At 48.3% G+C, this 22,239-nt stretch carries 17 protein-coding genes; 8 read left to right on the top strand and 9 right to left on the bottom strand.

Annotated elements, in window-relative coordinates; translation table 11 throughout:
- Positions 1-135: 135 nt before the first annotated feature.
- Together EQU24_RS21005 and EQU24_RS21000 are read right to left on the bottom strand one after the other, a co-directional pair.
- Complete coding sequence (locus tag EQU24_RS21005; RefSeq protein WP_017841677.1) at positions 136-1,500, bottom strand: PxKF domain-containing protein; 1,365 nt, start codon at positions 1,498-1,500, stop codon at positions 136-138.
- Between the two features lie 188 nt (positions 1,501-1,688).
- Complete coding sequence (locus EQU24_RS21000; protein ID WP_017841678.1) at positions 1,689-4,265, bottom strand: multiheme c-type cytochrome; 2,577 nt, start codon at positions 4,263-4,265, stop codon at positions 1,689-1,691.
- 520 nt (positions 4,266-4,785) lie between these two features.
- On the opposite strand from EQU24_RS21000, the gene EQU24_RS20995 reads away from it, so the two are divergent.
- Positions 4,786-7,437, top strand: a complete 2,652-nt coding sequence (locus tag EQU24_RS20995) for a UPF0182 family protein (RefSeq protein ID WP_017841679.1) — start codon at positions 4,786-4,788, stop codon at positions 7,435-7,437.
- 72 nt (positions 7,438-7,509) lie between these two features.
- Here the strand turns inward: EQU24_RS20995 and EQU24_RS20990 are convergent, their stop codons facing one another.
- Positions 7,510-7,956 carry a sigma D regulator gene (locus tag EQU24_RS20990; RefSeq protein WP_026130281.1) on the bottom strand — a complete coding sequence of 149 codons (447 nt, stop codon included), beginning with the start codon at positions 7,954-7,956 and terminating at the stop codon, positions 7,510-7,512.
- A 159-nt stretch (positions 7,957-8,115) separates the two neighbouring features.
- Between EQU24_RS20990 and EQU24_RS20985 the strand changes: the two genes are divergently transcribed.
- From EQU24_RS20985 to EQU24_RS20950, 5 genes are all read left to right on the top strand, one after another.
- Positions 8,116-8,928 (top strand): nucleoside phosphorylase-I family protein, encoded by an 813-nt coding sequence (locus tag EQU24_RS20985; protein ID WP_244310895.1) that lies wholly within the window; start codon positions 8,116-8,118, stop codon positions 8,926-8,928.
- 165 nt (positions 8,929-9,093) lie between these two features.
- Complete coding sequence (locus EQU24_RS20980) at positions 9,094-10,218, top strand: ISAs1 family transposase (RefSeq protein ID WP_014149870.1); 1,125 nt, start codon at positions 9,094-9,096, stop codon at positions 10,216-10,218.
- Positions 10,219-10,316: 98 nt separating this feature from the next.
- Positions 10,317-11,057: a class I SAM-dependent methyltransferase gene (locus tag EQU24_RS20975; protein WP_017841682.1), complete on the top strand. Its 741-nt coding sequence runs from the start codon at positions 10,317-10,319 to the stop codon at positions 11,055-11,057.
- 1,199 nt (positions 11,058-12,256) lie between these two features.
- Positions 12,257-13,966, top strand: coding sequence for a GGDEF domain-containing protein (locus EQU24_RS20960; protein WP_017841683.1), 1,710 nt, complete (start codon positions 12,257-12,259; stop codon positions 13,964-13,966).
- Between the two features lie 452 nt (positions 13,967-14,418).
- The gene (locus tag EQU24_RS20950; protein WP_017841684.1) at positions 14,419-15,702 is read left to right on the top strand and encodes an ISKra4 family transposase; all 1,284 of its coding nucleotides are present in this window, start codon (positions 14,419-14,421) and stop codon (positions 15,700-15,702) included.
- 1,218 nt (positions 15,703-16,920) lie between these two features.
- Here EQU24_RS20950 and EQU24_RS20945 read toward each other — a convergent pair.
- The 6 genes from EQU24_RS20945 to EQU24_RS20920 all read right to left on the bottom strand — a co-directional run bounded on the left by EQU24_RS20945 (position 16,921) and on the right by EQU24_RS20920 (position 21,164).
- Positions 16,921-17,766 carry a thiamine pyrophosphate-dependent enzyme gene (locus tag EQU24_RS20945; RefSeq protein WP_017841686.1) on the bottom strand — a complete coding sequence of 282 codons (846 nt, stop codon included), beginning with the start codon at positions 17,764-17,766 and terminating at the stop codon, positions 16,921-16,923.
- Complete coding sequence (locus EQU24_RS20940; protein ID WP_017841687.1) at positions 17,763-19,508, bottom strand: 2-oxoacid:acceptor oxidoreductase subunit alpha; 1,746 nt, start codon at positions 19,506-19,508, stop codon at positions 17,763-17,765. Before EQU24_RS20940 ends, EQU24_RS20945 begins: the two co-directional genes overlap by 4 nt.
- A gap of 370 nt (positions 19,509-19,878) precedes the next feature.
- A complete protein-coding gene (locus EQU24_RS20935; protein WP_017841689.1) occupies positions 19,879-20,175 on the bottom strand; it encodes a type II toxin-antitoxin system PemK/MazF family toxin in 297 nt (98 codons plus the stop codon).
- The gene (locus EQU24_RS20930) at positions 20,175-20,429 is read right to left on the bottom strand and encodes an AbrB/MazE/SpoVT family DNA-binding domain-containing protein (RefSeq protein WP_017841690.1); all 255 of its coding nucleotides are present in this window, start codon (positions 20,427-20,429) and stop codon (positions 20,175-20,177) included. Before EQU24_RS20930 ends, EQU24_RS20935 begins: the two co-directional genes overlap by 1 nt.
- Before the next feature lie 223 nt (positions 20,430-20,652).
- Complete coding sequence (locus tag EQU24_RS20925) at positions 20,653-20,925, bottom strand: Txe/YoeB family addiction module toxin (protein ID WP_017841691.1); 273 nt, start codon at positions 20,923-20,925, stop codon at positions 20,653-20,655.
- The gene (locus EQU24_RS20920; RefSeq protein ID WP_014146801.1) at positions 20,922-21,164 is read right to left on the bottom strand and encodes a type II toxin-antitoxin system Phd/YefM family antitoxin; all 243 of its coding nucleotides are present in this window, start codon (positions 21,162-21,164) and stop codon (positions 20,922-20,924) included. The genes EQU24_RS20925 and EQU24_RS20920 overlap by 4 nt, the downstream gene beginning before the upstream one ends.
- Before the next feature lie 235 nt (positions 21,165-21,399).
- Between EQU24_RS20920 and EQU24_RS20915 the strand changes: the two genes are divergently transcribed.
- Entirely contained in the window at positions 21,400-21,636 is a 237-nt protein-coding gene (locus EQU24_RS20915; protein ID WP_017841692.1) for a DUF433 domain-containing protein, read from the top strand.
- Positions 21,633-21,986 (top strand): DUF5615 family PIN-like protein, encoded by a 354-nt coding sequence (locus EQU24_RS20910; protein ID WP_017841693.1) that lies wholly within the window; start codon positions 21,633-21,635, stop codon positions 21,984-21,986. Before EQU24_RS20915 ends, EQU24_RS20910 begins: the two co-directional genes overlap by 4 nt.
- Positions 21,987-22,239: the final 253 nt, after the last annotated feature.

Genomic DNA, 22,239 nt, shown 5'->3' with positions numbered 1-22,239 from the left:
TAACTTAGCAATTGCCGAGGAGCAAAAATCTGCCCTGCTGCCGACATCCTCGCTAGCCATACCCTATACTTTCATAAAGTTAACCAGTTTTTGAGTATAAAGGGAGTATAGTTCTAACCGTTCTCTTTCATATCCTTATTTGAACTGGAATAGAGTCACCGGCGATGTAGCGCCGCTGTCAAATTCGATATACATCGCCCGACACATCCCCCAATAGCTTTTCGGCGTTTTCCAGTTGTATTGCCAATTGCCGTCGCGCTTGTTTTGCAGGCCGCTGTTGCCGGGTGCATATTCTTCAACGGCATCGTGTGGGCTGTGTGCGGCAGTTTCACAATCGATTGGATATGAATAGAAACCGGCAAAACTGCTGCTGTCCTCAATTGGCATGCCATTGGCATCGGTCAAGCGCCATTTGGTGGGGATCGATTGTCCGGCTTGAGCGGTGTTGATCAGTTCGTTATTCAGTGGAGCGCTAAAACCTTCAAACCGATAGGTGACCAAAAAAGTGGTGCAAGTCGGTGGTGTGGTGGTATTGCCTTTGCTGTCGGTACCGCGGACACAGACTTCGTTTGAACCTAATTGCTCGGCTGGCAATTCGGCAATAACATCCTCGGTCACGCTATCAAATGCCCCATCCTGTGCGCTCAAAAGTTCCCAATCGCCACCATTCAAACGGTATTCGGCGCTGACCACAGTGTTGTTGCCTGTTTCCACTTCGGAAACCGTTGCTCTCAGCGTAGTCGTACCATGGAGTAGCGCAGGATTCGGATTGACGCCGAGACCGTCGATTTTGGGCCCGGTTTGATCACTGTAGCCCACGCTGATTTCGATATGATTGGTATCGTTCATCGGCTGCGTGCCGGTCAGCGCAATCGAACCTTCCAAGATAAAGCCTTCGCTCAAGTCCTCACCGGTCACGTTCCATTTGGCACCATTCGCGGCGCCGACCAGACCCGTCGTCAACTCGGAGCCGTTGAGTTTGACATCGTTCAACGCGACCGACACGGTCGATGAGCCGCCACCGCCCATGCCGCTACCCATACCTCCGCCGCCCATGCCACCACACATCATGCCGCTACAGCCGCTGCTGTTATTCTGAACATTAATCAGAATATAGTTGAGCGTCCCGAGCGAACCTACGTTGCGCGATACCGTGACGGCGGACGCGCCGGTTCCGACTTTTGTCGAAAGGATTTGTGTATCGGAGTCGTAATTAAACTGAATCGGCTTGTTCAAGCCGCCCGTTACATCGCCTTCAGTTCGGTTGCCCGCCGTCGTGAGCGGCACCTTGCCGATATAAATTTCCTTCGGATTACTATTCATGCCCATGCCCATGCCTGAGCTGCTCAAATTGCGATAACGCACGGCGCCTTGCAACAGGGCTTCAGAATCGTGTCCCGATGCTATAGCTGCCGCAGCCTGCGCTTCCGCAAGCGCCAGGCATGCCAATCCGGCAATAGCCGTTAATTTAAATATCGATGATGTCTCTATTTTTTGCATATTAGTCTCTTTAGAATGATCAATAAAATGTGTAAATTAGGGTATGCTGTTGAGTCGGCCTAGCGTGTTGATTTATCGCGATACATTGATAGCTCCTGGAAAAACAAACCCTGAATCTGCCGGTCACATCGTTTCCCTTACCAAACTAGCAAAACCCTAAAAAATTCACATCCTTGTGATGGGGGCTTTTATTTTGAAACGCTGAACGTATGCAGCACGATACGGCTGGTTTTCTGAGTCGATGCATTGAACATCGTCTTGAAATCCTGCACTTCCGCATCGGGTTCGACGAACAGATCTTGCGCGAAGGAATAGGCCAATGGTTGATGCACTAGCTCGGCTTCCACGCTGTAACTGTTGCCGCTTAAGCCGCCGATTTGATAGCGGATTTGATCGCTGCCGCCGACAAAGTTGGCATCAGTCAACGCATCGCCTACGACTTTGATGTCATTCGGCGCGGTCGCTTTGTTGAAGCCTTTAGGTAGTAAGCGGTTGTCTTTCAGATACTGTGCGCCACGCAGCAAGGTATAGGTCACTTGGTCTGTGCTGTCGCCCATGATCGCCTCGTAAACCTGAACTTGATCCGGGCTGGTAATCAAATCGTAATGCGGCTCAAAGGTCGTGCGATCCATATCGGCATCCACGCCTTCGATGCTGCCGTTAGGATTGATTTTGCCCGATTCGAACACTACTTTGCCCTGTGCATCTTTGACCGTCACATGTAGTACGACACGACGCGAGGGATACGCACTCGGTAGTTTATGACCGGTTTGAGCGTTGATTTTCAGCGTGAAATCCAGCGTATTATTCGCTAAAGATTGCGTAACCGTTTCAATCGTCGCTGATTTATTTAACTGATCTTGGGTTTTTTGGAGGGTTTCCTCGAAATTATTCGACAAAATACCCAATTGCTCTTTGTTATTGTTGAAAATATCCAACATTAACTTATTACCGCCAACGAATTCGTGCAAAGCGAAATCGTCGCGTCTTTGCAACCACATCGGACGATTCGAAATAGGCACGCCATTGACGCGTGACATGTGACATTGCTGACAGCTTCGCGGCGTTACACTGGCAAAATCGCTGTGCTCCCATTCGCTATACGGCATTTGTTCCGGGAATTCACTTTCCGGTGTCGTGCTGAGAATAGTTCCCGACTCGTCGACAAAAGGTGTTTTTAAATTGTGGCAAGTCCCACAAAGCTTCGAGGATTTGACGTGTTCGCTATACACCGGTGTATATCCGGTATTCATGATCATCGGATTTGGGAATAGATCATCGTAGGGACCATAGATCGTCTTGCTGCCGTCAATATCATATTGGCCACTGAATTTCGATAAGGTACCTAAATCCGGTGAATTTTTGATTTGATGACAGACCGTACAGCTTACACCATTCAACGCTTCGTTGTGACGTGGATGGTCGGCATTCAGAAAACCGTTATCGAGAATCTCCAGCGGTTCGCCTTTTTTTCGCGCTTCGAAATTCGCCATCGGCGCATGGCAGCGCGTGCATTTGTCGTTGATGACATCAGCCAAGTGAGGGTTGCGGTTCAATTCGGAACGCACTTTGGCTTTCCACAGAGGATCTCGCGCCGAATTCGCCATCATCGTCGAAGACCAATCCGTTTCAATCGAAGCATCCTGACCATTTTCATCAGTCAGGTTGTTATGGCACATCGTGCAGTTGTTGGAACCGGAAAAATGTTCAGATTCAAAAGAGGGATTACCTGGCGAAGCAGGCGGCATTAAAAACGCGCCGTTGCTGTTGAGTTTAGTCGTGACATTGAAACTGGCCGATACGCCGCCGATCGTTAGTGTCGCGCTGGTCGTAACGTCGTGCTCAGTGGACGCCAACAACCGCACACGAACGCTGTCGTTAACATGGGCTTCACCCGCCGTTGCTACGAAGGTACCGTTGTTGACTGAATACAAACCGCCGCTAATGCTAATCGGTGTCGGGGCGTTGATGCCAGTAACGGTAATTGCATTGGAAGTGACGGTACTGCCCGGCTCGACATCGCTTTGTGCGGTGAAGCTGAACGCATCCGGCGTGGTATCAGTGATAAAGGCCGAGGTTGTCACGCTGAAAGAACCCGATACGCCACCAATTGTTACCGTTGCGCTGGTCGTGGTGTTGTGTGTATCTGATGATTGGACTTGTGCTCTGACTTGATCGCCAGCCTTGACGCTGCCCTGAGCGCTGGTAAAGCCTCCGCTATTGATTGCATACGCACCGCCGCTGACGCTGATCGGCGCAGGGGCGTTAATGCCGGTTACCGTGATCGGTTCCGATGTTATCGTGCTGTTGAGCGCTACATCCGTTTGCTGAGTAAAACTGAACGCATCCGGCGTGGTATTCAAGGTATCGCTCAAGGTTATTACCGTGAATGTTCCCGACACACCGCCTACTGTGAGCGTAGTACTTTTAGTCGTATCGTAGGTATTAGCCGAAGTCAGCCGAACGCGAATATTGTCGCCATTGTATGCAGTTCCTTTCTTGCTGGTGAAACTGCCGCCGTTGCGCGAATAGCTGCCACCGCTGATGCCGATAGAGGAGCCGGTATCGATGCCGGTAATCGTGATCGGGTCGGAAGTAATCGTGGTATTTAACGCAACACCGGTTTGATCGACAAACTCAAACGCATCCGGTGTACTGTCCTTACCGCCTCCACCGCCACCTTTGGACTGCGCCACGGCTCCAAAACCATACAACAACATAAACAGCCAACAAAGGCCTATAAAAATAAGTTTACGACTTTTCATTGTTTACCTTAAAAATAAAATAACCGGAATAAATAGGTGTCAATTAATATGCCAAATTACTATTTGTTTGATAATACAATGATTTCTTGTAGGTAATGACTCTCGCGTCAGTCATTGGGATAACCCAACATGCGTGCTTTCACGCATCTAGTGCGTCATATGCCGTAATTCAAAACCTTTCACTCATTGAATTTATGTCCACTATACCTATTGCTAACCCGATTTCGGCGCCGTGACGCCCCTCAAATGGCTAGCACAAAAAAATCCATAGCCTATTGGTTATGATTGATTACTTGGATAATTCAGATGCTAGGAAATCATCCATGATCTATGATTCCTCGCCTAACCCTCTCGGCTTCTTTATACACAATTGCCGAAATTTGTAGTGCGATGGGTATGCAAATGATGTATAGATACCTATAGCCTTGGCGCGATAACGAGGCAAATTCGTCGATGGATGTTAGAATACGGGCATTTCGACAAGAACAATGCGTAAAGCCATAGATTTAATGAGGAAACTATGCGGATTCCGAGACATTTAACCAAGATTATTGCGGCAACCCTCGGCATATTGCTTGTCGTTTATGTCGCATTCTATTTCGTATTTCTCGATCTGATCGTCGATTATTGGTGGTTTCAAGCATTAAGGTTTGAAGGCTATTTTTGGCTGAGATTGCTTTACCGCTTTTTTCTTTCGGGCGCGGTCACAGCGGTTTTCTTTTCGATTTTCTTTTTGCATTTTTGGTTGGCGGCCCGTTATCTGGGGTTCAATCCCAATCAGGATGTATTGCTGGACTCGGCCAAGCGTAAGCGTTTCGAGCGCCTAGCCGACTTATTCATGAGCTTGTCGCTCAAATTTTCTACGCCGGTCGCATTGATTTTAGCCATTGCGATTGCAATTCCCTTTTATCATCAATGGGAAACGGGGCTGTTGTATTTCTTCGGCGGATCATCCGGAATCGTTGAGCCCGTTTACGGACATGATATCGGTTTTTATTTACTGTCTTACCCGATTTATTTACTCATCCAAGAAGAGCTACTAGCTACAGCGATCATTATTTTTATAATGGTCGCTTTTCAATATTGGGTACAGCATACGTTTATCCCAAGTCAATCAAAAGAGTTTCCGAAGGCCGCTAAAATTCATCTGGCGGTGTTGTTCGGTTTTGTCGTGCTCTTCGTCGTTTGGGGTTTCATGCTGTACCGGTTTTCGCTGCTTTATGTCGACCGACACGAGCCGGTGTTTTCAGGGCCCGGCTTCGTCGAAATACGCTATCAACTACCGTTGATTTGGCTCTCGATTCTGGGGTTTCTGGCTGCTGCGATTTCATTGTTGTTTTATTATTTCTCCGAAACGACGCGGACCAAAGTCCCGTTTTTGATTTCATTGGGAGTCTTTGTTAGTGCGTTGGGCTTACAAGAAGTCAAGTTTATACCGCAATTGATCGATAAATTTATCGTCAAGCCTAATCCGGTTAGGACGCAGCGCCCGTTTATCGATCACAATATTGTCGCGACGCGCGATGCTTATGATTTAAAAAATATCGATATCGTCGATTTTACGGTGACGCTAGATCCGACCAAAGATATCGAAGCCTGGAGTACCCGAAGACGTTTCGAAAACATTCCGGTTTGGGATCGTGAATTTTTGAGCGATGTTTACAACCAGATTCAAAGTATCCGGCCGTATTATCATTTTCTCGATGTCGACGAAGGCCGTTATTTGATCGACGGTTTCAAACGTCAGGTCAATCTTGCCGCTCGGGAAATGAATATCTCCAAGCTCCCCGAAGAGGCACAAAACTGGGAAAACACGCATTTGCGTTTTACGCATGGTTACGGCGCGGTGGTGACGCCTGCGGCGCAAGATGCGGGTAATCCGATCCGTTGGTTTTTGCGGGACTTGGATTTAAGTTCCACAGTCGGATTCGATATCAAACACCCCGATATTTATTACGGAATGGAGGATTATAAATACGCAATCGTACCGAATAATCTTGACGTGGTTGCGCTTTCGGGCTCGCGTCCCGATCCCGCGGTCGATGCGCCCTATGTCGGCAAGGGTGGTATTCCGATTCCTTCGTTGTTTAGAAAAGCCTTGTTTTCGTTTTTTTTCAAGGATGAAAAAATATTTTTCTCGACCAATATCTCTCGAGAGAGCCGCTTGTTGATTCGTCGTAATGTCGTCGACCGGATCAGTCACCTAGCGCCTTTTCTGCATTTAGACAAAGATCCTTATCTGGTTGTCACGAAAGACCGATTCTATTGGGTGCAAGACGCCTATACCTTGTCGAATTGGTATCCGGTATCGAAATCGGCCGAGGATGATTTTTTAGACGGCAGCAAGGAATTCAACTATATCCGCAATTCGGTCAAGATCACCGTCGATGCTTACAGCGGTTTCACTCGTTTTTATGTTTCCGATCCGTCGGATGTGATCATTCAGGCTTACGACAGGGCTTACCCCGGCGTATTCCGCGATATCGACGAAATGCCGAGAGAATTAAAGCAACAATTGCGTTTTCCGCGCGACCTGTTCTATTTACAGATGAAAGTCTATGCCAAATATCATCAGCGTGACCCGGCATTGTTTTATCAACAGGCCGAGACTTGGAATTTTGCGGAAGTGAGAGGCAAGGAGGTCAAGCCTTACTACCAAACGGTAGACTTAGGGCATTGCGGCGGCAAGGAAGAATTCGTCATGATCAACCCGATGACGCCGATCAACAATCAGAACTTGAGCATGGTCGGCGTTGCCAGTGTGATGGATAGAGAAAAGTGCGGCGATGCCTTCAAAAAAAGCATAACGATCTACCAGTTCGCGAAGGAGGTTCAAGTCAACGGACCGGCACAGGTCGAGGCTTTGATTGAGCAAGATCCGGAGATCTCGGCCCAACTTACGCTCTGGGACCAACGCGGCTCCCGAGTGGAAATGGGGCGAATGATTATTTTGCCGATGGAACACTCGATTCTCTATGTTCAGCCGATTTATTTGATTGCGACTAGGACCCGAATACCTGAGTTGGCCAGAGTGATCGTATCGATCGGCAATGAGGTCGTCATGGATACCACGCTATGGAGTGCATTTTCACGATTGAGAGAGCGCTTTATTAAAATACAAGAGGACGACACTGGGACCACTTTCGATCCGGAGAATGGTCGGCCGAGATAAGAGGATAAAAAAAGCCGCTGTCGAATGATTCGGCAGCGGCTTAATTTTTATAGGGCATACATTTTTTATGATTTAATTTAGCAACATGTTGCAAAGCTTGTCTTCCAGGGTCATGCGGATGGCCAAATGCTCGCCTAGAACCGACAGGTCTTGCTCGAGAGAGCTGGGCGTTAAATAGTTTTTAGCGTGTTCGTACTTATCGTTGAAAACGATAGCCGCATCGGTGGTTCTCGATAGCTCGGGATAGAGTTCGTTTGCCACAGATAGCAACGCTTGGCGTTTTTCGTTACCGGACAATAATCGCTCATAAATGCCGAAGTGCCACAGCGACACATAATCGACTAGTAGTTGCGAAAACTCGGAAAGCCGAGTTTGCACTTTTTTACCGGCCGAAAACGGCTTCAGCTCGGCAATACGGCAATACATTGCCCACACCTCATGCCGTTCTTTTCTTAATTCATCGATTAAAGCTGCGGTACCCCGGCGTCTTTCAGGAAAGGTTTGCATAACAGCGCTCATCAGTCGATCCTCGTTTTGTTGTTGTGATGCAAATCTAATCCAAAATTTAATATAATGCAACAATCTATTAATTATTATGAAACTTTCTCGTGAAATGGTTCAAGATTATCAATTTTATCGTTGTGTTTCTGCAACAAATCTAAAGAGAGATTGATTCTTTTGGCGGCGAATATTTTTTTTGCGGTTGCGTTGCCATGCGAGGCGAAACCTCTGGTTGCACACTTCGGTTTGAAAAAAGACACAGCGGTGCGCGCTTTTGCAATGTATCGAAATGAATCTATTTATTTAACCGTTACGGGACCGGGAAAAAGTGCAATGGCGGCAGGTTTGGCCTACACGCAAGCCGTTAGTGCCTGTCTTGAAAATGCGCTATTTATCAATGTTGGAGTTGCAGGCCACAGGACGCATGATATCGGTAGCGCTTGGACAATCAATAAAGTAAGTGACGCCGATACCGGTAGAAATTACTATCCGATGCCTGTCTACGGCTTGTCATGTCCTGCAACATCGCTGTTGACAGGTTCTAAACCTCAGTTCGATTACAACCACGAACATTTATGCGACATGGAAGCCTCGGCATTCTTTGAGACGGCGGCGCGGTTTTCGACTGGCGAATTGATCCAGTGCTTAAAAGTCGTTTCGGACAACCGGTTGGAGCCGGGACGCAATCTCGATCCGAAAGTCGTTGAGCAATTGATAGGAAACAACATCGGCCTTCTGGGTCTCCTGCTCGACAAGCTCGAAGAACGCGCCAAACTTGTTAACCTCCCCGAAGCGCCTAACTTCGAGTACTGGATTCGGCAATATCGCTTTACCATAAGCGAACAAAATCGCCTGAAAAATTTGTTATCACGATTTTCGGTATTAACCGGCAAAAGCCTAGAGCCGGCCGATTTTGGAACGGTCAAATCCGGAAAAGAGTTGTTGGCAGCCTTGGAAAGCCGACTTGATAAGATAAAGTTCGAGTTATAAATCGGGCAAACAAGGTCGACAATAAGTACGGTCCGAGCGCTTTATCTTTCGCGCTTCTAATTTCGGCAGTGCTCGAGGAGTTGCTGGACCCTTGATGTCAGGGCAAACGCATTAAAAATACTGTTAAAACATAGAGTTTAGAGGTATCGTATCGGAATTTTGCGTATGTTACCAACGGACTGCAGTTTAATTAAGCACTTTTCCAACGTGACTGATCCCCGAATTGAACGTAAGAAACTTCATCAGTTGATGGATATCATTGTACTCACTGTTTGCGCCTCGTTAAGCGGTGCTGAGGGTTGGGAAGCCATTGAAGAGTTTGGCCATAATAAATTAGATTGGTTAAGGCAGTTTGTACCGTTAAAGAATGGCATTCCATCGCATGATTGCTTGGCGTATGTCATTTCTCGATTGTCACCGAAAGAATTTCAACGTTGCTTTATAGATTGGGTGAACGCCATTCGCGAAGTGATACCCGATGAAGTGATTGCGATAGATGGCAAAACCGCACGCCGTTCGCATGACCGCAAACGCGGCCAAAATCCGTTGCACATGGTCAGCGCCTGGGGTTGTGCGAATGGATTAGTGCTCGGCCAAGAAGCGACCGAAGAAAAGTCGAATGAAATTACCGCAATCCCGAAGCTATTGGCTTTGCTAGAACTTAAAGGTTGTATTGTGACCATTGATGCCATGGGCTGCCAGCGCACGATTGCTGAGCAAATCGTCGATCAAGGCGGTGATTACTGTTTGGGCCTGAAAGGCAATCAAGGCGAATTGCATGAAGCCGTCGAGGATTTTTTCAACACGGCCAAGCAAGCGAATTTTAACCACGTCGAATACGCTTATCACGAAGAAATCGACAACGACCATGGGCGTTTAGAAACCCGCCGTTATTGGATTACCGAGGAGCTTTGTACGCTCCCGAAAACGGAGCTCTGGAAAGAATTACGCAGCATTGGCTTCGTGGAGCGCGAATGCCACATCGGCGATAAAGTAACAATCGAGCAGCGTTGTTTCATTAACAGCATTAAAGCCGATGCGCAGCTATTTGCGCGGGCTGTGCGCCATCACTGGGGTATTGAAAACCAATTGCACTGGCGCTTAGACGTGGTCTTTCGAGAAGATGACAACCGAATTCGAAAAGGTAATGCCGCTGCGATTATGACCACCATCCGGCATATCTGTGTCAATCTGTTCCAGCAAGAGGAATCTAAACTCAGCATGAAAAAGAAAAGACTCAAAGCCGCCTGGAACGATCGCTACCGCGCTAAATTGCTGTTAGGAATGTAATTTTAATGCGTTTGCCCTGCCCTTGATGTGCATTCAATGCTGAATTTTGCACTGCTATGGGTATAATTGTCGATTTTAGAAAAAATGGGGACTGCATTATGGCTGTACGACTAGATATCGAGTTAACTGAAAGTGAGAAAGCCGCTATGGCCGCGATTCCATCTACATCATGGTTTACGCAATTTATATATCGAAACGCGGAGTCTCCTGTCCACCCAAATCGAAAGCTCGCCGAAAATAACGAAATGAAGCAGGCCATGGTTAGCGATTGGGTGACTGAATCGGTTAAAGGCAAAAGAGTCTTAGATTTGTTTTCAGCCAATGGAGGGTTTTCTATTATGGCTGCTCTTGCAGGCGCTAAAGAAGTGGTGGGTGTGGAGTTCTCGGAAGAACGGATCAAATGCGCTCAGTTTATAGCGAGTACACTGAAATCTGATTGCAAAATCGAGTTCATACATGGCGATGTCTATCAAATCGAAAATTATTTCGATGAGCCGTTCGATGTCGTACTTTGTCTTGGTGGGCTTTATCACATTGCAGACCCGGCGTTTGTATTGCGTCAAATTGGAGGCCTGACTAAGGAACGCCTACTTATGCAGACATCTCAGGTGCTGCCTATTCCCGGCAATTGGGCTAAATTCATTGTGCGGCGCCAAGATAAAACTCAGGGCGGCATGACAAGTATTCGGGGTGGTTATGGAACCTGGTTCTATTCGCCCGGTTGCCTTCGAGAGCTGCTGCTGCACGGTGGCTTTGATATTGTTGAAGAACGGCAGCCATCGATACTTAAACGCCAACGATTTCCGTGGTTCTTTGCATCTTGTGAGCCCTTGACCTAACGGGTAAGCAGGAAGCAACCAGTCAAATACACCCTTTGCCAGTTAAATTTCGGCAGTGCCCGAGGAGGCGCCGGGGTGTGCGGCAAAGGCTTTGCCAGCATGGAGCTGGCATAGAGCCTACATGGACGTATTCACGGCGTCCTTTGGCGGACACCCCGGCGCCGAATTTTGATCTACGACGGGTAAATTGAATACTTTCTTAGTCTTGAACGCGCTTTAAATCATTACAAAAACTCCGGTATGTAAGCCAAATAATGTTCGAAGTTCGTGCACTGGTCGAGTAAATTATTCGTCATAATTTTTCCGACCCTAGCTATTCGGTTAACATGCAGCCATAATTTAAAATTCAATATACCTTTCGCACTTCAAATTTCGGCAGTGCCTGAGGAGGCGCCAGGGTGTGCGGCAAAGGCTTTGCCAGCATGGAGCTGGCATAGAGCCTACAGGGATGTATTCACGGCGTCCTTTGACGGACACCCTGGTGCCGAATTTTGATCTGCGATGGGTATAAATCGTTTGTACCGGCTTGTGACAGCAATTCCCCATTTGGGGATCAAAAAGGGTGTGGGGTGTGTTTGGCGAGGATGTCGGCAGCAGGGCAGATGTTTGCTCCTCGGCAATTGCTGAGTTACATGGATGTAATGAATGCAGAAAATGCAGGAGCATTTTTCTGCCCTGCATTGCCCTAATACACGCCATCCGTGGCGTTCGAGCTGCCGCCAAGCTCCCCATGGATGGGTTTACGGCGTTCCTCGACAGGCATACCCCACACCCTAAGATCGGCGAAACTGCTCAAACTGGGAATTGCTGGGCTTGTGAGGTATGCCCATTTTCCCTAACGTTACGATGCTATACTTCGCCTGTTTTCGGCTTTTATGGCAATGCTATTTTGTTCGGTAGCAAGGCGCGAAAACAGGCGCATAGCAAGCTATGTAACTGTTTTCACAACGCAGTTACCGAACTAAAGAGCGCGTTAGAAAACCGAGCATGTGACCGCGCGATGTATATACTTCGGCCGTGTCAACAATGCAAAGCGCGCCAGCAATTCCTTGAGACTTTGTCGAAATGCGCAGTGCAATAAGGTATGTCTCTGATATTTGCTATCAGCCTATCGCAATCGATAGCTTCCCCGTCAATCTAATTTATCAGGCCGATTGATACCGTTGCTTACACGATTAGTCGTTTACGTAATAAATTTTGTGACGGAACACCGGCTGAAAGGCGGGTTGTTGCTTTGTCTGTCATTTTTTACGGTTAGCCTCCAAGCGTATGAATCAACCCTGCAATTGCATAGCGGTTGGCAATACCGCTGGGGCGATTCATCTTTCGATGCCCAAGGGCGGCCGGAATGGGCTCTGCAAGACAACGCCAATGGAGCATGGCACCCAATCGACTTTCCTTCCAATCCTCCGGGACGCGACGGACAAACCAATATTTGGTTCCGTACCGTTTTACCGAACGGCAATTGGCAAGACCCGGTCATTTATATCTACAGTGTAGACTTGATTGTTCAAGCCTATCTGGATGGGCGAAAAATCTATCAGTACGGCAATTTCGATCATAACGGCCAAGGACGTTTCGAAGGTTGGCCTTGGCACATGATCCAACTGCCTGCCGATTTTGCCGGCAAGTTTCTTTATTTTCGGGTGTTTTCCGACTATAGCGACATCGGCCTGTGGGGCGAGGTCAAGTTGATGGAACGACTCGATTTGATCAAATTGATTCTCGAACATTCGGTGGAACAGATTGTCGTCAGCGGCTTTTCCTTGCTGATTGCCGGTTTGGCATTTGTTTTCGCATTACTGCAAGCCGAGCGGAGAAGTTTTTATTATTTGGCATTGTTCGCCTTGGCTTCCGCCTTGATGGTCTTCGGGCAGAGTCAAGTCAGATTGTGGTTGTTCAACGCGCCATTGTTTTGGGATCATTTGGCCGCGACCGGCTATTTTTTATTGCCGGTCGCTATGGCTTTATTGTTCGGCGAATGGTGTGCCGGTATCAAGTATCAAAGATTGATCGGGGCGCTATGGCGATTTCATTTAGTCTATGTAGTAGGCGCCAATATATTGCCATTAGTCGGTTATAGTGCAATTTCCAGAATGTATTTCGTTTTTGACGGTTTATTTGCGATCAGTCTGTCGTTATTGTTTGCAGTGGCTTTCTCGAGATTTCGTCATACCAACAATGAACAAAAAGTCATCATCGTCACATTTGCTTTTTTCGGTCTATTGCTGTTGCTCGACATGGCTGTGGCGCATAGTATTCTGCCTTGGCGGCGAATACCTCTGGGTTGGGGCTTGTTAAGTTTTTCTTTGGCATTGATCGCTATTTCGTTACATCACTTCGTACAAACGCAAACCGAGTTAAAGCGACTCAACGCAACGCTGGAACAAAAGGTCAAAGACCGCACGCAAGAGCTCGAATTATTAGCAACAAGAGACTCGTTGACCAATATGATGAATCGGCGCGCATTCTATCAAAAAGGCGAACCGATATTTCGCGCCGCCCAGCGTTACAAACGGAACCTGTCGGTCATCGTGTTGGATATCGATCACTTCAAGCGCTTCAACGATGCCCATGGACACGCGGTGGGCGACCAAGTGTTAGTCATGGTCGCCGATTGTTTACGGAAAAGTTGTCGAGATAGCGATTTTGCCGCGCGTTTCGGCGGCGAGGAATTTGTCTTGCTGCTGGAAGAGGCGGATTCGCATAGCGCGCTTAAATTTGCAGAGCGACTTCGTGACACTATCGCCGAATTGAGTCTTCCCGGTATCGAGCAATCAATTACCGCGAGTTTGGGTGTTGCGTGTTTGAGACCGGAAACGCAGAGTCTCGATGAACTGATCATAAGAGCCGACCGAGCGCTTTATGAAGCCAAGCATGGAGGGCGAAACAGGTGTTGTTATTTATAATATTCGGGCTCGCTTTTAACTCGAATATTTGAAAAGATATCAATCTGTCAATTTGGTCAGCAATTCCCAATTTGGAGATCAAAAAGGGTGTGGGACATGCTTGGCGAGGATGTGGGCAGCAGGACAGATTTTTGCTCCTCGGCAATTGCTGATTTACATGGATGTAATGAATGCAGAAAATGCAGGAGCATTTTTCTGCCCTGCATTGCCCTAATACACGCCATCCTTGGCGTTCCTCGACAGGCATACCCCACACCCTAAAATCGGCGAAACTGCTCAAACTGAGAATTGCTTCAATTTGGCTATGGATGTTTGATCCTAGAAAAAGCATTTCATCATGAAGAATAAGAAGACAGTTCAATAATTTGGTATTCGTTTGGATGGGTGTTGATTTTGAATAAAGTTACATTCTAAGGTAAGGTTGTGATTTTTAAATAGAGCAAGGAAAACCAATGGCTGAAATTATAGCGCGTAACGGTAACGATCTGACGGTTCAAGTCACTATAAAACTGACCGGCAGTTTAATGGAGATGGAAAATACGATATTGGATGGCTGTAATGAAATAGGCTGTTTGGCAACCACAGAAGCGTTGAAAATATTTGATACGGATGGGGGGCCAATAAAATTGGGTGATACTAAAATGACAGCTCGAGACAAGGACAACAAAACCTATCAAACGCCATACGGCAGTGTGCAGCTGGGGCGCTATGTTTATCAAACCTCAAAAGGCGGCAGAATTTATTGCCCTCTGGAGCACAAAGCACGGATTATCCGGGGTGCAACGCCAAAATTTGCCCAACAACTGTCGCATAAATATGCCAACATGAATGCACCGGCGGTCTGTTTGGATTTAGAAGACAATCATCATCGAAAAATAGCGCATTCTTATTTGCAGGATGTGAGCGATTGGGTGGGTGGCATTGCGGGGGCCAAAGAAGAGCTTTGGGAATATGACATTCCGCCCTTGGATGAAGCGATAACGACCATTGTCGTCAGTCTTGATGGCGCTTATGTATTGATACGTGAGGACGGTTACCGGGAAGCGATGGTGGGCAATATTTCGCTTTATGATGTGACCGGCAAACGTCAGCATACCATCTATATCGGTGAAGCCCCCGAATATGGGAAAGGCACATTTTTTCAGCGTTTGGAAAAAGAAATTGTTACCGTCAAAAAACACTATCCCGATGCCCTCTATTTAGGTATTGCCGATGGTGCAAAAAATAATTGGTCGTTTTTAGAGCAACATACCAGTCGTCAATTACTGGACTTTTTCCACGTCACTGAGTATCTGGCAAACGTCGCTTATGCTGCCTATCCAGGAAAAACGGACAAACCCAAGCGCATAATTTGGCTAGATGAACGCTGTAAACAGCTAAAACGTGAACCCGGTGCAGTCGAAACACTGATCAGTGAAATGGAAAAATTGGCCCAAAAAACCAGCCTGACAAAAACAGTCAAAGAGAATTTGGAGGCCGCGCTAACCTATTTTAAAAACCATAACCAGATGATGGATTATGCAATGCATACAGAAAAAAACTTACCTATTGGCTCAGGCGTCACCGAAGCTGCTTGCAAGACGCTGGTGAAGCAACGGCTTTGTGGTTCAGGTATGCGCTGGAAAAACCAAGGGGCTAAAGTGATTTTATCTTTACGTGCATTGGTTCAGTCTAAAGGAAGATGGCAACAGTTTTGGGATAAGATTGATCAATATGGTTCCCATGTGTGCGTATAATTCACATTATTCAAAATCAACACCCGTTTGGATAGAGCTTTCGATTACCAAAAAGGTTAGCGAGAATGTTTAGGTAATTTTGTGAAATCTTTTAAGAGAGCTTTATGTGCTTCATGGATAAACGGCCGAATTTAGGTTGATTGCAAAACTCGGTAATGTTTTACCTCGACAAGGAATTGACTTTTTATGATATTGTCTTATAGTATCGATTCACTACTAGCATGAGGTTGACGCATTTCCTCATAGAAGACGGATCGCTTGATCGAGTCATAGCGGTGAATGTTTAGGAGCGAGCATGAAATATCTTCTTCAAATGTCGTAAGGTGTTTGGTTGCTCGATTGACAAGTGTCTGCGGTAAAGCTGGTTTTTCCGCGCTGCTCTAGTGCACACCATTCTTGGTAATCAGACGCCACCCGCATGCATACAAGGATGAATTTCCCTCTACTCCCTTATGATTGAAAAACCGCCTAAGAATAAAAGGTATGGGATATGTCTCTCGAGGGCTGCCTAAGCTAATTTAGGTTCTGGGTATGCTGCGCGTCCTGTCAACCGCGTTGCCGAGCTCTCAATAAAGCTCATAGCTCCAGGAATTTATTTTGTGCATATTTCTTTTCTTAATAATCGAATATAACGACAAATACGAGGTAATCAATGAGAAACGGGACCCCTGCAACTGATAGATTTTGGTTATATACCGGTTTTATTTCTTTGGCATTAGTTGCAACTTTGATACTAGTCAAATTCAATGATGACGGCTTGTGCGGTACATGCAGGTATTTTACGATTTTAATCGACGATCTTTTTTATCAAGCAGAAGAATGATGAGCAAACTTTTCGGAAACTCCTAGGAGGCTGTCCGAGAGCTAACGTTTAACTCATTCCGTTTGGCAGGACGGGGGTTGCAACTCCGTCCGAAACGTTTCAACCGTGGCCGAAGCAAGCGGAAACATTGGAGACGGGTTAAATAACCCGTTTCGCAGGAGGTGGTTTATTCATCTCAAAGTGGAATAGAAAGACTAACACTTTATTGATGGTATACCTTTCGCACTTTAAATTTCGGCAGTGTCTAAGGAGGCACCGGGGTGCTCGGCAAAGGCTTTGCCAGCATGGAGCTGGCATAGAGTCTACAGGGACGTATTCACGGCGTCCTTTGACGGGCACCCCGGCGCCGAATTTTGATCTACGAGGGGTATAAATCGGTAAATAATAGGCAATTTTCACCACCCTACCTCGAAGCTAGCCGCGATCGCTTCAAGACTTCGGGTTGCGGCGGTATCGGGCTGAAAGTAGGGTCGTGGAGCACGATAAAGAATCCCGGTGCCGATGCCGTCGTCGTCAAGTAGCCTAAGGTAGGCCTCGCGCTTGTCGGCGGTCGGCGTAAAAGCCTCGTGTACCTGTTTCTTCCAGTTGAGCTGCTCCGGACGGAAAGTAACGCACGGACTCAATATCTGCACAAAAGCGAAACCGGGAAACTTGATGGCCTCGCTAATGATCTGCGCCAGTTCGTTGGGGGCATTCGAGAAGGCCCTCGCGATGAACGGCGCTCCCGCAGCCAGCGCCATTTCCAGCGGCTGGAAGGGGGGTTGATGCGTGCCTTGTGGCGCCAGTTTCGAACCGGTCCAGTCACTCTCAGTGGTCGGCGAAGCCTGTCCCTTCGTCATACCGTAGACCGCGTTGTCCATCACCAGGTAACTGAAATTGGCGTTGCGCCGGCAGGCATGGATGAAGTGGTTGCCGCCGATCGAGAAACCGTCTCCGTCGCCGCCTACGGCGATGACCGTGAGCTCCGGCCGGCTTATGGCTAACCCTGCGGCCACCGGCAATGCACGGCCGTGTACGCCGTGGAAACCGTAGGCCCGGGTGTAGGCCGGAAGCCGCGATGAGCAACCGATGCCGGCAATCAGGGCAACCTGTTCAGTGGGGATTTCCAGTGCTGCGAGCGACTTCGTGAGCGCGTTGAGCACGCCGTAATCACCGCAGCCTGCGCACCACACGGGCTTGTAGCTCGACTTGTAGTTCTTGTGCGCGTGGGTACGGATCTTGACTTGAGGTTCGCTGCTCATTTGACCTCCTCCATTTCTAGTACGCGAAGCGCGGCGGCGATCCGACCCGGCCGGAACAGCAGGGGGCCGGGCTCGGCAAGGCTGCGAGTGTGCGGCGGCAGCTCGCAGCTGGCCCGCAGATACTGAAAGAACTGAGCTCCGTGGCTTTGTTCGACCACCAACAGTCGCTTGATCCCGTCTAAAGCTGTAGTGAGTCGCACAGGATCAAGCGGTGCGATCAGCCTTAGCGACACGAGGCGTACCGCCAATCCATCGGCACGAACCCGCGCAACGGCCTCGCGAGCCGCTTGGGTGGAGGAACCCCAGGTCAGTAACCCAAGAGATCCATCGCCCTCGATATCGGCCCAGTCATCACCGTAATCGAATTGCTCGAGCTTGCGGCGGCGCTTGTCCAACTGTAGGCGATGGTCGGCGGGCATGGCCGAGGGACGCGCCGACGGCTTGTGGCTTAACCCCGTGGCTGTGTATTCGCTGCCCGGCGTGCCGGGAATGCCCATCATCGAAATGCCGTCGCTGCAATCCCTGAAACGTTGAAAATCCGCGATGTTCGCCGGCGCCCTGCGCCGCTTGGCGCGCCACTCGCGATCTTTCGGCGGCATAATGGCAGCGCGTGACTGGCCCAGAAACTGGTCGCTTAACACCACTGCCGGACATTGCAACGCCTCGGCCAGATATACGGCCCACTGGGTGGTCGTCATGCAGTCGCCAATGCCGTTGGGCGCCAACACCAACCGAGGTGCATCGCCGTGGGCGCCATAAACGGCAATGGCGAGATCAGCCTGCTCGGACTTGGTGGGAATGCCAGTAGCCGGCCCGCCACGCATAACATCAACCACAACCAGTGGCGTCTCGGTCGCCACCGCAAGCCCAAGCGCTTCGACCATCAGGGAAAAACCGGGGCCCGAAGTGGCAGTCATGGCCGGCACCCCGCCAAACGAGGCGCCAATGCACATGTTTATCGAGGCGAGTTCGTCTTCGGCCTGCACCAGGCAGCCGCCTACCTCGGGGAGCCGTTCTGCCAACCACTCCTGAATCTCGGTAGAGGGCGTGATCGGATAGGCAGCACAGAACCGCACCCCGCCGCGCAGCGCCCCCATGCCGACGGCTTCGTTACCGGTCAACAGCCAACGCGGTTGCGCTTGAGGCGGCGCGAGCTTGCAGGCACATTGAAGCGACTCGGCCGCGGAAATACCCGCCTGTAGTCCAGCCTGTATGACATCGGCAAACAGGTTTTCTTTTCCGATTAGCCGGCGTTTAATAGTATTCTTCATGCTGTCGAAATCGAGACCGACGAGTGCCCCGACGATGCCCACGGCAATGATATTGGCGCGTAAGCCGGAATGTTCGCGCGCAAGTTCGCTAAGCCTTACCGCGTAGTGGCGAGCACCCGAATCCGTCACCCAGACGGGCGGCTCGCCTTCAGCAGAGTCAGCAATAACCACGCTATCGGCATCCAGCACCAACTCGTCGGAAAAGTGCTCGGCCTTGCCCCAGTCCAGCGCGACTAAGAGATCGATGCGATCATCCTGGCAGCCGATAGACGTCACGCCGAGCCGAAGCACCGCTGCGGCTTCGCCTCCCCGGATCTGTGGACCGGTGGAACGCGTCATCAAGCCGAAATAACCTGCCTCGGCAGCAACATCCAGAAGAATCTGCCCGGCGGTCATTACGCCGGCACCGCCGCTGCCGATCAGAGTCAACGAGCAACTGTCCACGAGCGGTTTTTCTTGCGCCTCGTTCATCGCCGGTTGGCCCCGTCAGGCTTATCCATTCTTAAAATGTTCATGATTTATTCTCTGCACGGCGCGTCCTGACAGCTTGCAGGGGGGGGCGGCACTGCTGTGTGGGATTAAGCATAAGAAGTCCAATGGGCTGAATCGCGCATTTCAACCGGATTATGATCCGGGGAGGAAATGCCGTCAAGCGGGAGAAGAAGGCTAGAAAAATGGGTTGGGTTGAATTACAAAATAAACCCGGCGTCATTTATTTCACATTTTCAAAAAAGGCTATGAATCTCGATCTGACCCCGTCCATGTGCGCAAACGAAACGTTGCGTAAATTTGTCCGAGTGAATGTGCATTGTTAGCTACATCTAATACTCGAACATTTCTTTTAAGCACGACACAGTTCTTTTTGTGTCTTTGCGCTCACCGCCCCAAGTTTTGTAACAAGCCTTGATTTATCAACTGCCCTAATTTTATCCAGCAGGATCAGACCGCTTTTTCCTTTGAACTTACATGGAACACGACAAGGAAACTCAAAACCCTTAGTCGTCATTGGAGCCATAAGAACCGTAGACAGAGCCGACACTTCATTGGGAGAAATGACAACGCAAGGGCGTTTTTTATTGATCTCTCTTTCTTTTGTGGGATTGAGGTCAACGAGCCAAACTTCAAATCGCTTTATCATTACCAGTCAAGCTCATCATCCGAGTCGAGAGGGAAATCCAACCATTCATCATCTAGCGACTCTTGCCCCTGAGCCGAAATTGTTTGTTCTATAGCTTCTTTCCATCCTTCTCTAACTCCATTCTCCGGAGTTATGAGGAGGCCACTGTTAACCAATTGTAATTTTAGCTCTTTTCCTTCCAAACGAGCTTGTTCAATCAAAGGCTTAGGTATTCTTATGCCTTGCGAATTCCCTATTCGTACTAGCTGAGTCATTTGACTGCACTCCCATTATTTACCGAATTTAGCGTAACTATAATGTAATTAAAACTTGAGAGAATGATTGTTTTTGAGCAGCTAACGCCAAGCTTCAAGCTGAACGCGCCAAAGGCGCGTCGGCTGAAAAGAAGTCGGAAGAATTTATATGGAGAATGGAAGTCGGTAATATCAATTGTAAGACCTGACCTCAAGAACCAAGCAAAAAATTTAGGGTTATGTATTATTCGTAGTGGCTCCAGAGCCGAAGAACTTTAACTACTCGTTCATCTTCAAGTACTTGGTACACTAGGCGATGCTGAATATTGATCCGGCGGGAATAGGCTCCCGTAAGATCGCCGATGAGCTTCTCAAACGGAGGCGGCTTACGATACGGATCTTTTGCTATCAGCTCCAGCAATTCCTGTGCTTTTAGCTTCAGGCCGCTGGAGGCCAACTTCTTTGCATCCCTCTGAGCTTGCTTGGTGTAAACCAACTTCCATGCGGTAAATGTCACCAGTCGAGCTCTTCATTGCATTCATCCACAGGAGTATCCATACCCTTCCGAATAGACTCACGCATGCCTGGTACGGATAGCAGGTAAAGCGTTTCCTGAATTGCAGACCAATCTTCTTCGGAAACCAGAACAGCTTTATTCCGTTTACCCGTGATGACGATTGGTTGGTGAGATTCGGCGGTTTCATCAATCAACCGATAAAGGTTGCTGCGCGCCTCAGTTGCAGTTATTCCGGTCATGACATACCTCTGCTGTGTTCAAATTATCTTAAGTGTACGCCTTTTAGTACGTACGTCAAGACGAACGCTATGTAGAAAAAAGGGAGAAGGTTAAATTATTAATTAAACCTGACCCCTTTTTTTGTGAACCCCGTTATGCTCAGAATTGGGCATCCGAGTAAAAAAACGATCCGGGTTTGAAATTGAGCTGGTATATTTACCAAATAGAGAAATCAACAATCTTTCGAGGGCTGTTATGGACGAACTACTATCAAACCGTATTACGATAAATGCCGATATTTGCCACGGAAAACCCTGTATTCGAGGCTTGCGTTATCCGGTTGAAAACATCCTGGAATGGTTGAGCGCCGGAATGACCGTCGAAGAAATACTGGCCGATTATCAAGATCTGGAAAGGGACGACATCATGGCCGCTTTGGAATTTGCCGCTCGGTTAGCCAAAGTTAAACGGATTGAAAATTTGGCGGCATGAAATTTTTGGTTGACGCCCAACTCCCCAGGCATCTTTCGGATAGCCTGAAGTGGTGGGGGCATGATGTTGTTCATACGTCGGATTTGCCAGCAGGTGACCGCACTCCTGACTGGCGTATCAACGATATATCGTTAGCGGAACAAAGAGTGGTTATCACCAAAGATGCCGATTTTGTGAGTTCGCTTTTGATTACATCAGCGCCATTTAAGCTATTGCTAGTATCTACGGGAAACATCAGCAATAGGGCGTTAGTTGAGTTGTTCGAGAAAAACCTTTCGGTGATCGTCGCCGCATTGGAAATCTATGACTATGTGGAAATAACCCGTGGCCAATTAATCGAGCACCGGTAAATGCGAGGGATATACTTTGAGGCAACGTATAAAACTTCAGTTTGCAACGTAATCATGGGTTGCGCCAAACATACACCAGACCTCGACTTGTCACCCCAATAATCAGACGATTTTTGCTATATTTCAAGACCTGACCCCGTTGCCGTGATTCAGTTTGTGCCTTTTATTACCTAAATAATTTGTATCTGGCCCTGAGGTATCCCCACGAAATAGCCAAATAAAACAATTTGCTATGGCTGAAAATTGAGGGTGT

The organism is Methylotuvimicrobium buryatense (assembly GCF_005931095.1).
Classification (GTDB): domain Bacteria; phylum Pseudomonadota; class Gammaproteobacteria; order Methylococcales; family Methylomonadaceae; genus Methylotuvimicrobium; species Methylotuvimicrobium buryatense.
The sequence above is the reverse complement of the archived record's forward strand: the minus strand, read 5'-3'. Positions and strand labels throughout refer to the sequence as shown.

Excerpts from the sequence above, each read along its gene's own strand:
- EQU24_RS21005 (WP_017841677.1), bottom strand. The coding sequence starts at position 1,500 with ATGCAAAAAATAGAGACATCATCGATATTTAAATTAACGGCTATTGCC.
- EQU24_RS21000 (WP_017841678.1), bottom strand. The coding sequence starts at position 4,265 with ATGAAAAGTCGTAAACTTATTTTTATAGGCCTTTGTTGGCTGTTTATG.
- EQU24_RS20995 (WP_017841679.1), top strand. The coding sequence starts at position 4,786 with ATGCGGATTCCGAGACATTTAACCAAGATTATTGCGGCAACCCTCGGC.
- EQU24_RS20990 (WP_026130281.1), bottom strand. The coding sequence starts at position 7,956 with ATGAGCGCTGTTATGCAAACCTTTCCTGAAAGACGCCGGGGTACCGCA.
- EQU24_RS20980 (WP_014149870.1), top strand. The coding sequence starts at position 9,094 with ATGTTACCAACGGACTGCAGTTTAATTAAGCACTTTTCCAACGTGACT.
- EQU24_RS20975 (WP_017841682.1), top strand. The coding sequence starts at position 10,317 with ATGGCTGTACGACTAGATATCGAGTTAACTGAAAGTGAGAAAGCCGCT.
- EQU24_RS20950 (WP_017841684.1), top strand. The coding sequence starts at position 14,419 with ATGGCTGAAATTATAGCGCGTAACGGTAACGATCTGACGGTTCAAGTC.
- EQU24_RS20945 (WP_017841686.1), bottom strand. The coding sequence starts at position 17,766 with ATGAGCAGCGAACCTCAAGTCAAGATCCGTACCCACGCGCACAAGAAC.
- EQU24_RS20940 (WP_017841687.1), bottom strand. The coding sequence starts at position 19,508 with ATGAACGAGGCGCAAGAAAAACCGCTCGTGGACAGTTGCTCGTTGACT.
- EQU24_RS20935 (WP_017841689.1), bottom strand. The coding sequence starts at position 20,175 with ATGATAAAGCGATTTGAAGTTTGGCTCGTTGACCTCAATCCCACAAAA.
- EQU24_RS20930 (WP_017841690.1), bottom strand. The coding sequence starts at position 20,429 with ATGACTCAGCTAGTACGAATAGGGAATTCGCAAGGCATAAGAATACCT.
- EQU24_RS20920 (WP_014146801.1), bottom strand. The coding sequence starts at position 21,164 with ATGACCGGAATAACTGCAACTGAGGCGCGCAGCAACCTTTATCGGTTG.
- EQU24_RS20915 (WP_017841692.1), top strand. The coding sequence starts at position 21,400 with ATGGACGAACTACTATCAAACCGTATTACGATAAATGCCGATATTTGC.
- EQU24_RS20910 (WP_017841693.1), top strand. The coding sequence starts at position 21,633 with ATGAAATTTTTGGTTGACGCCCAACTCCCCAGGCATCTTTCGGATAGC.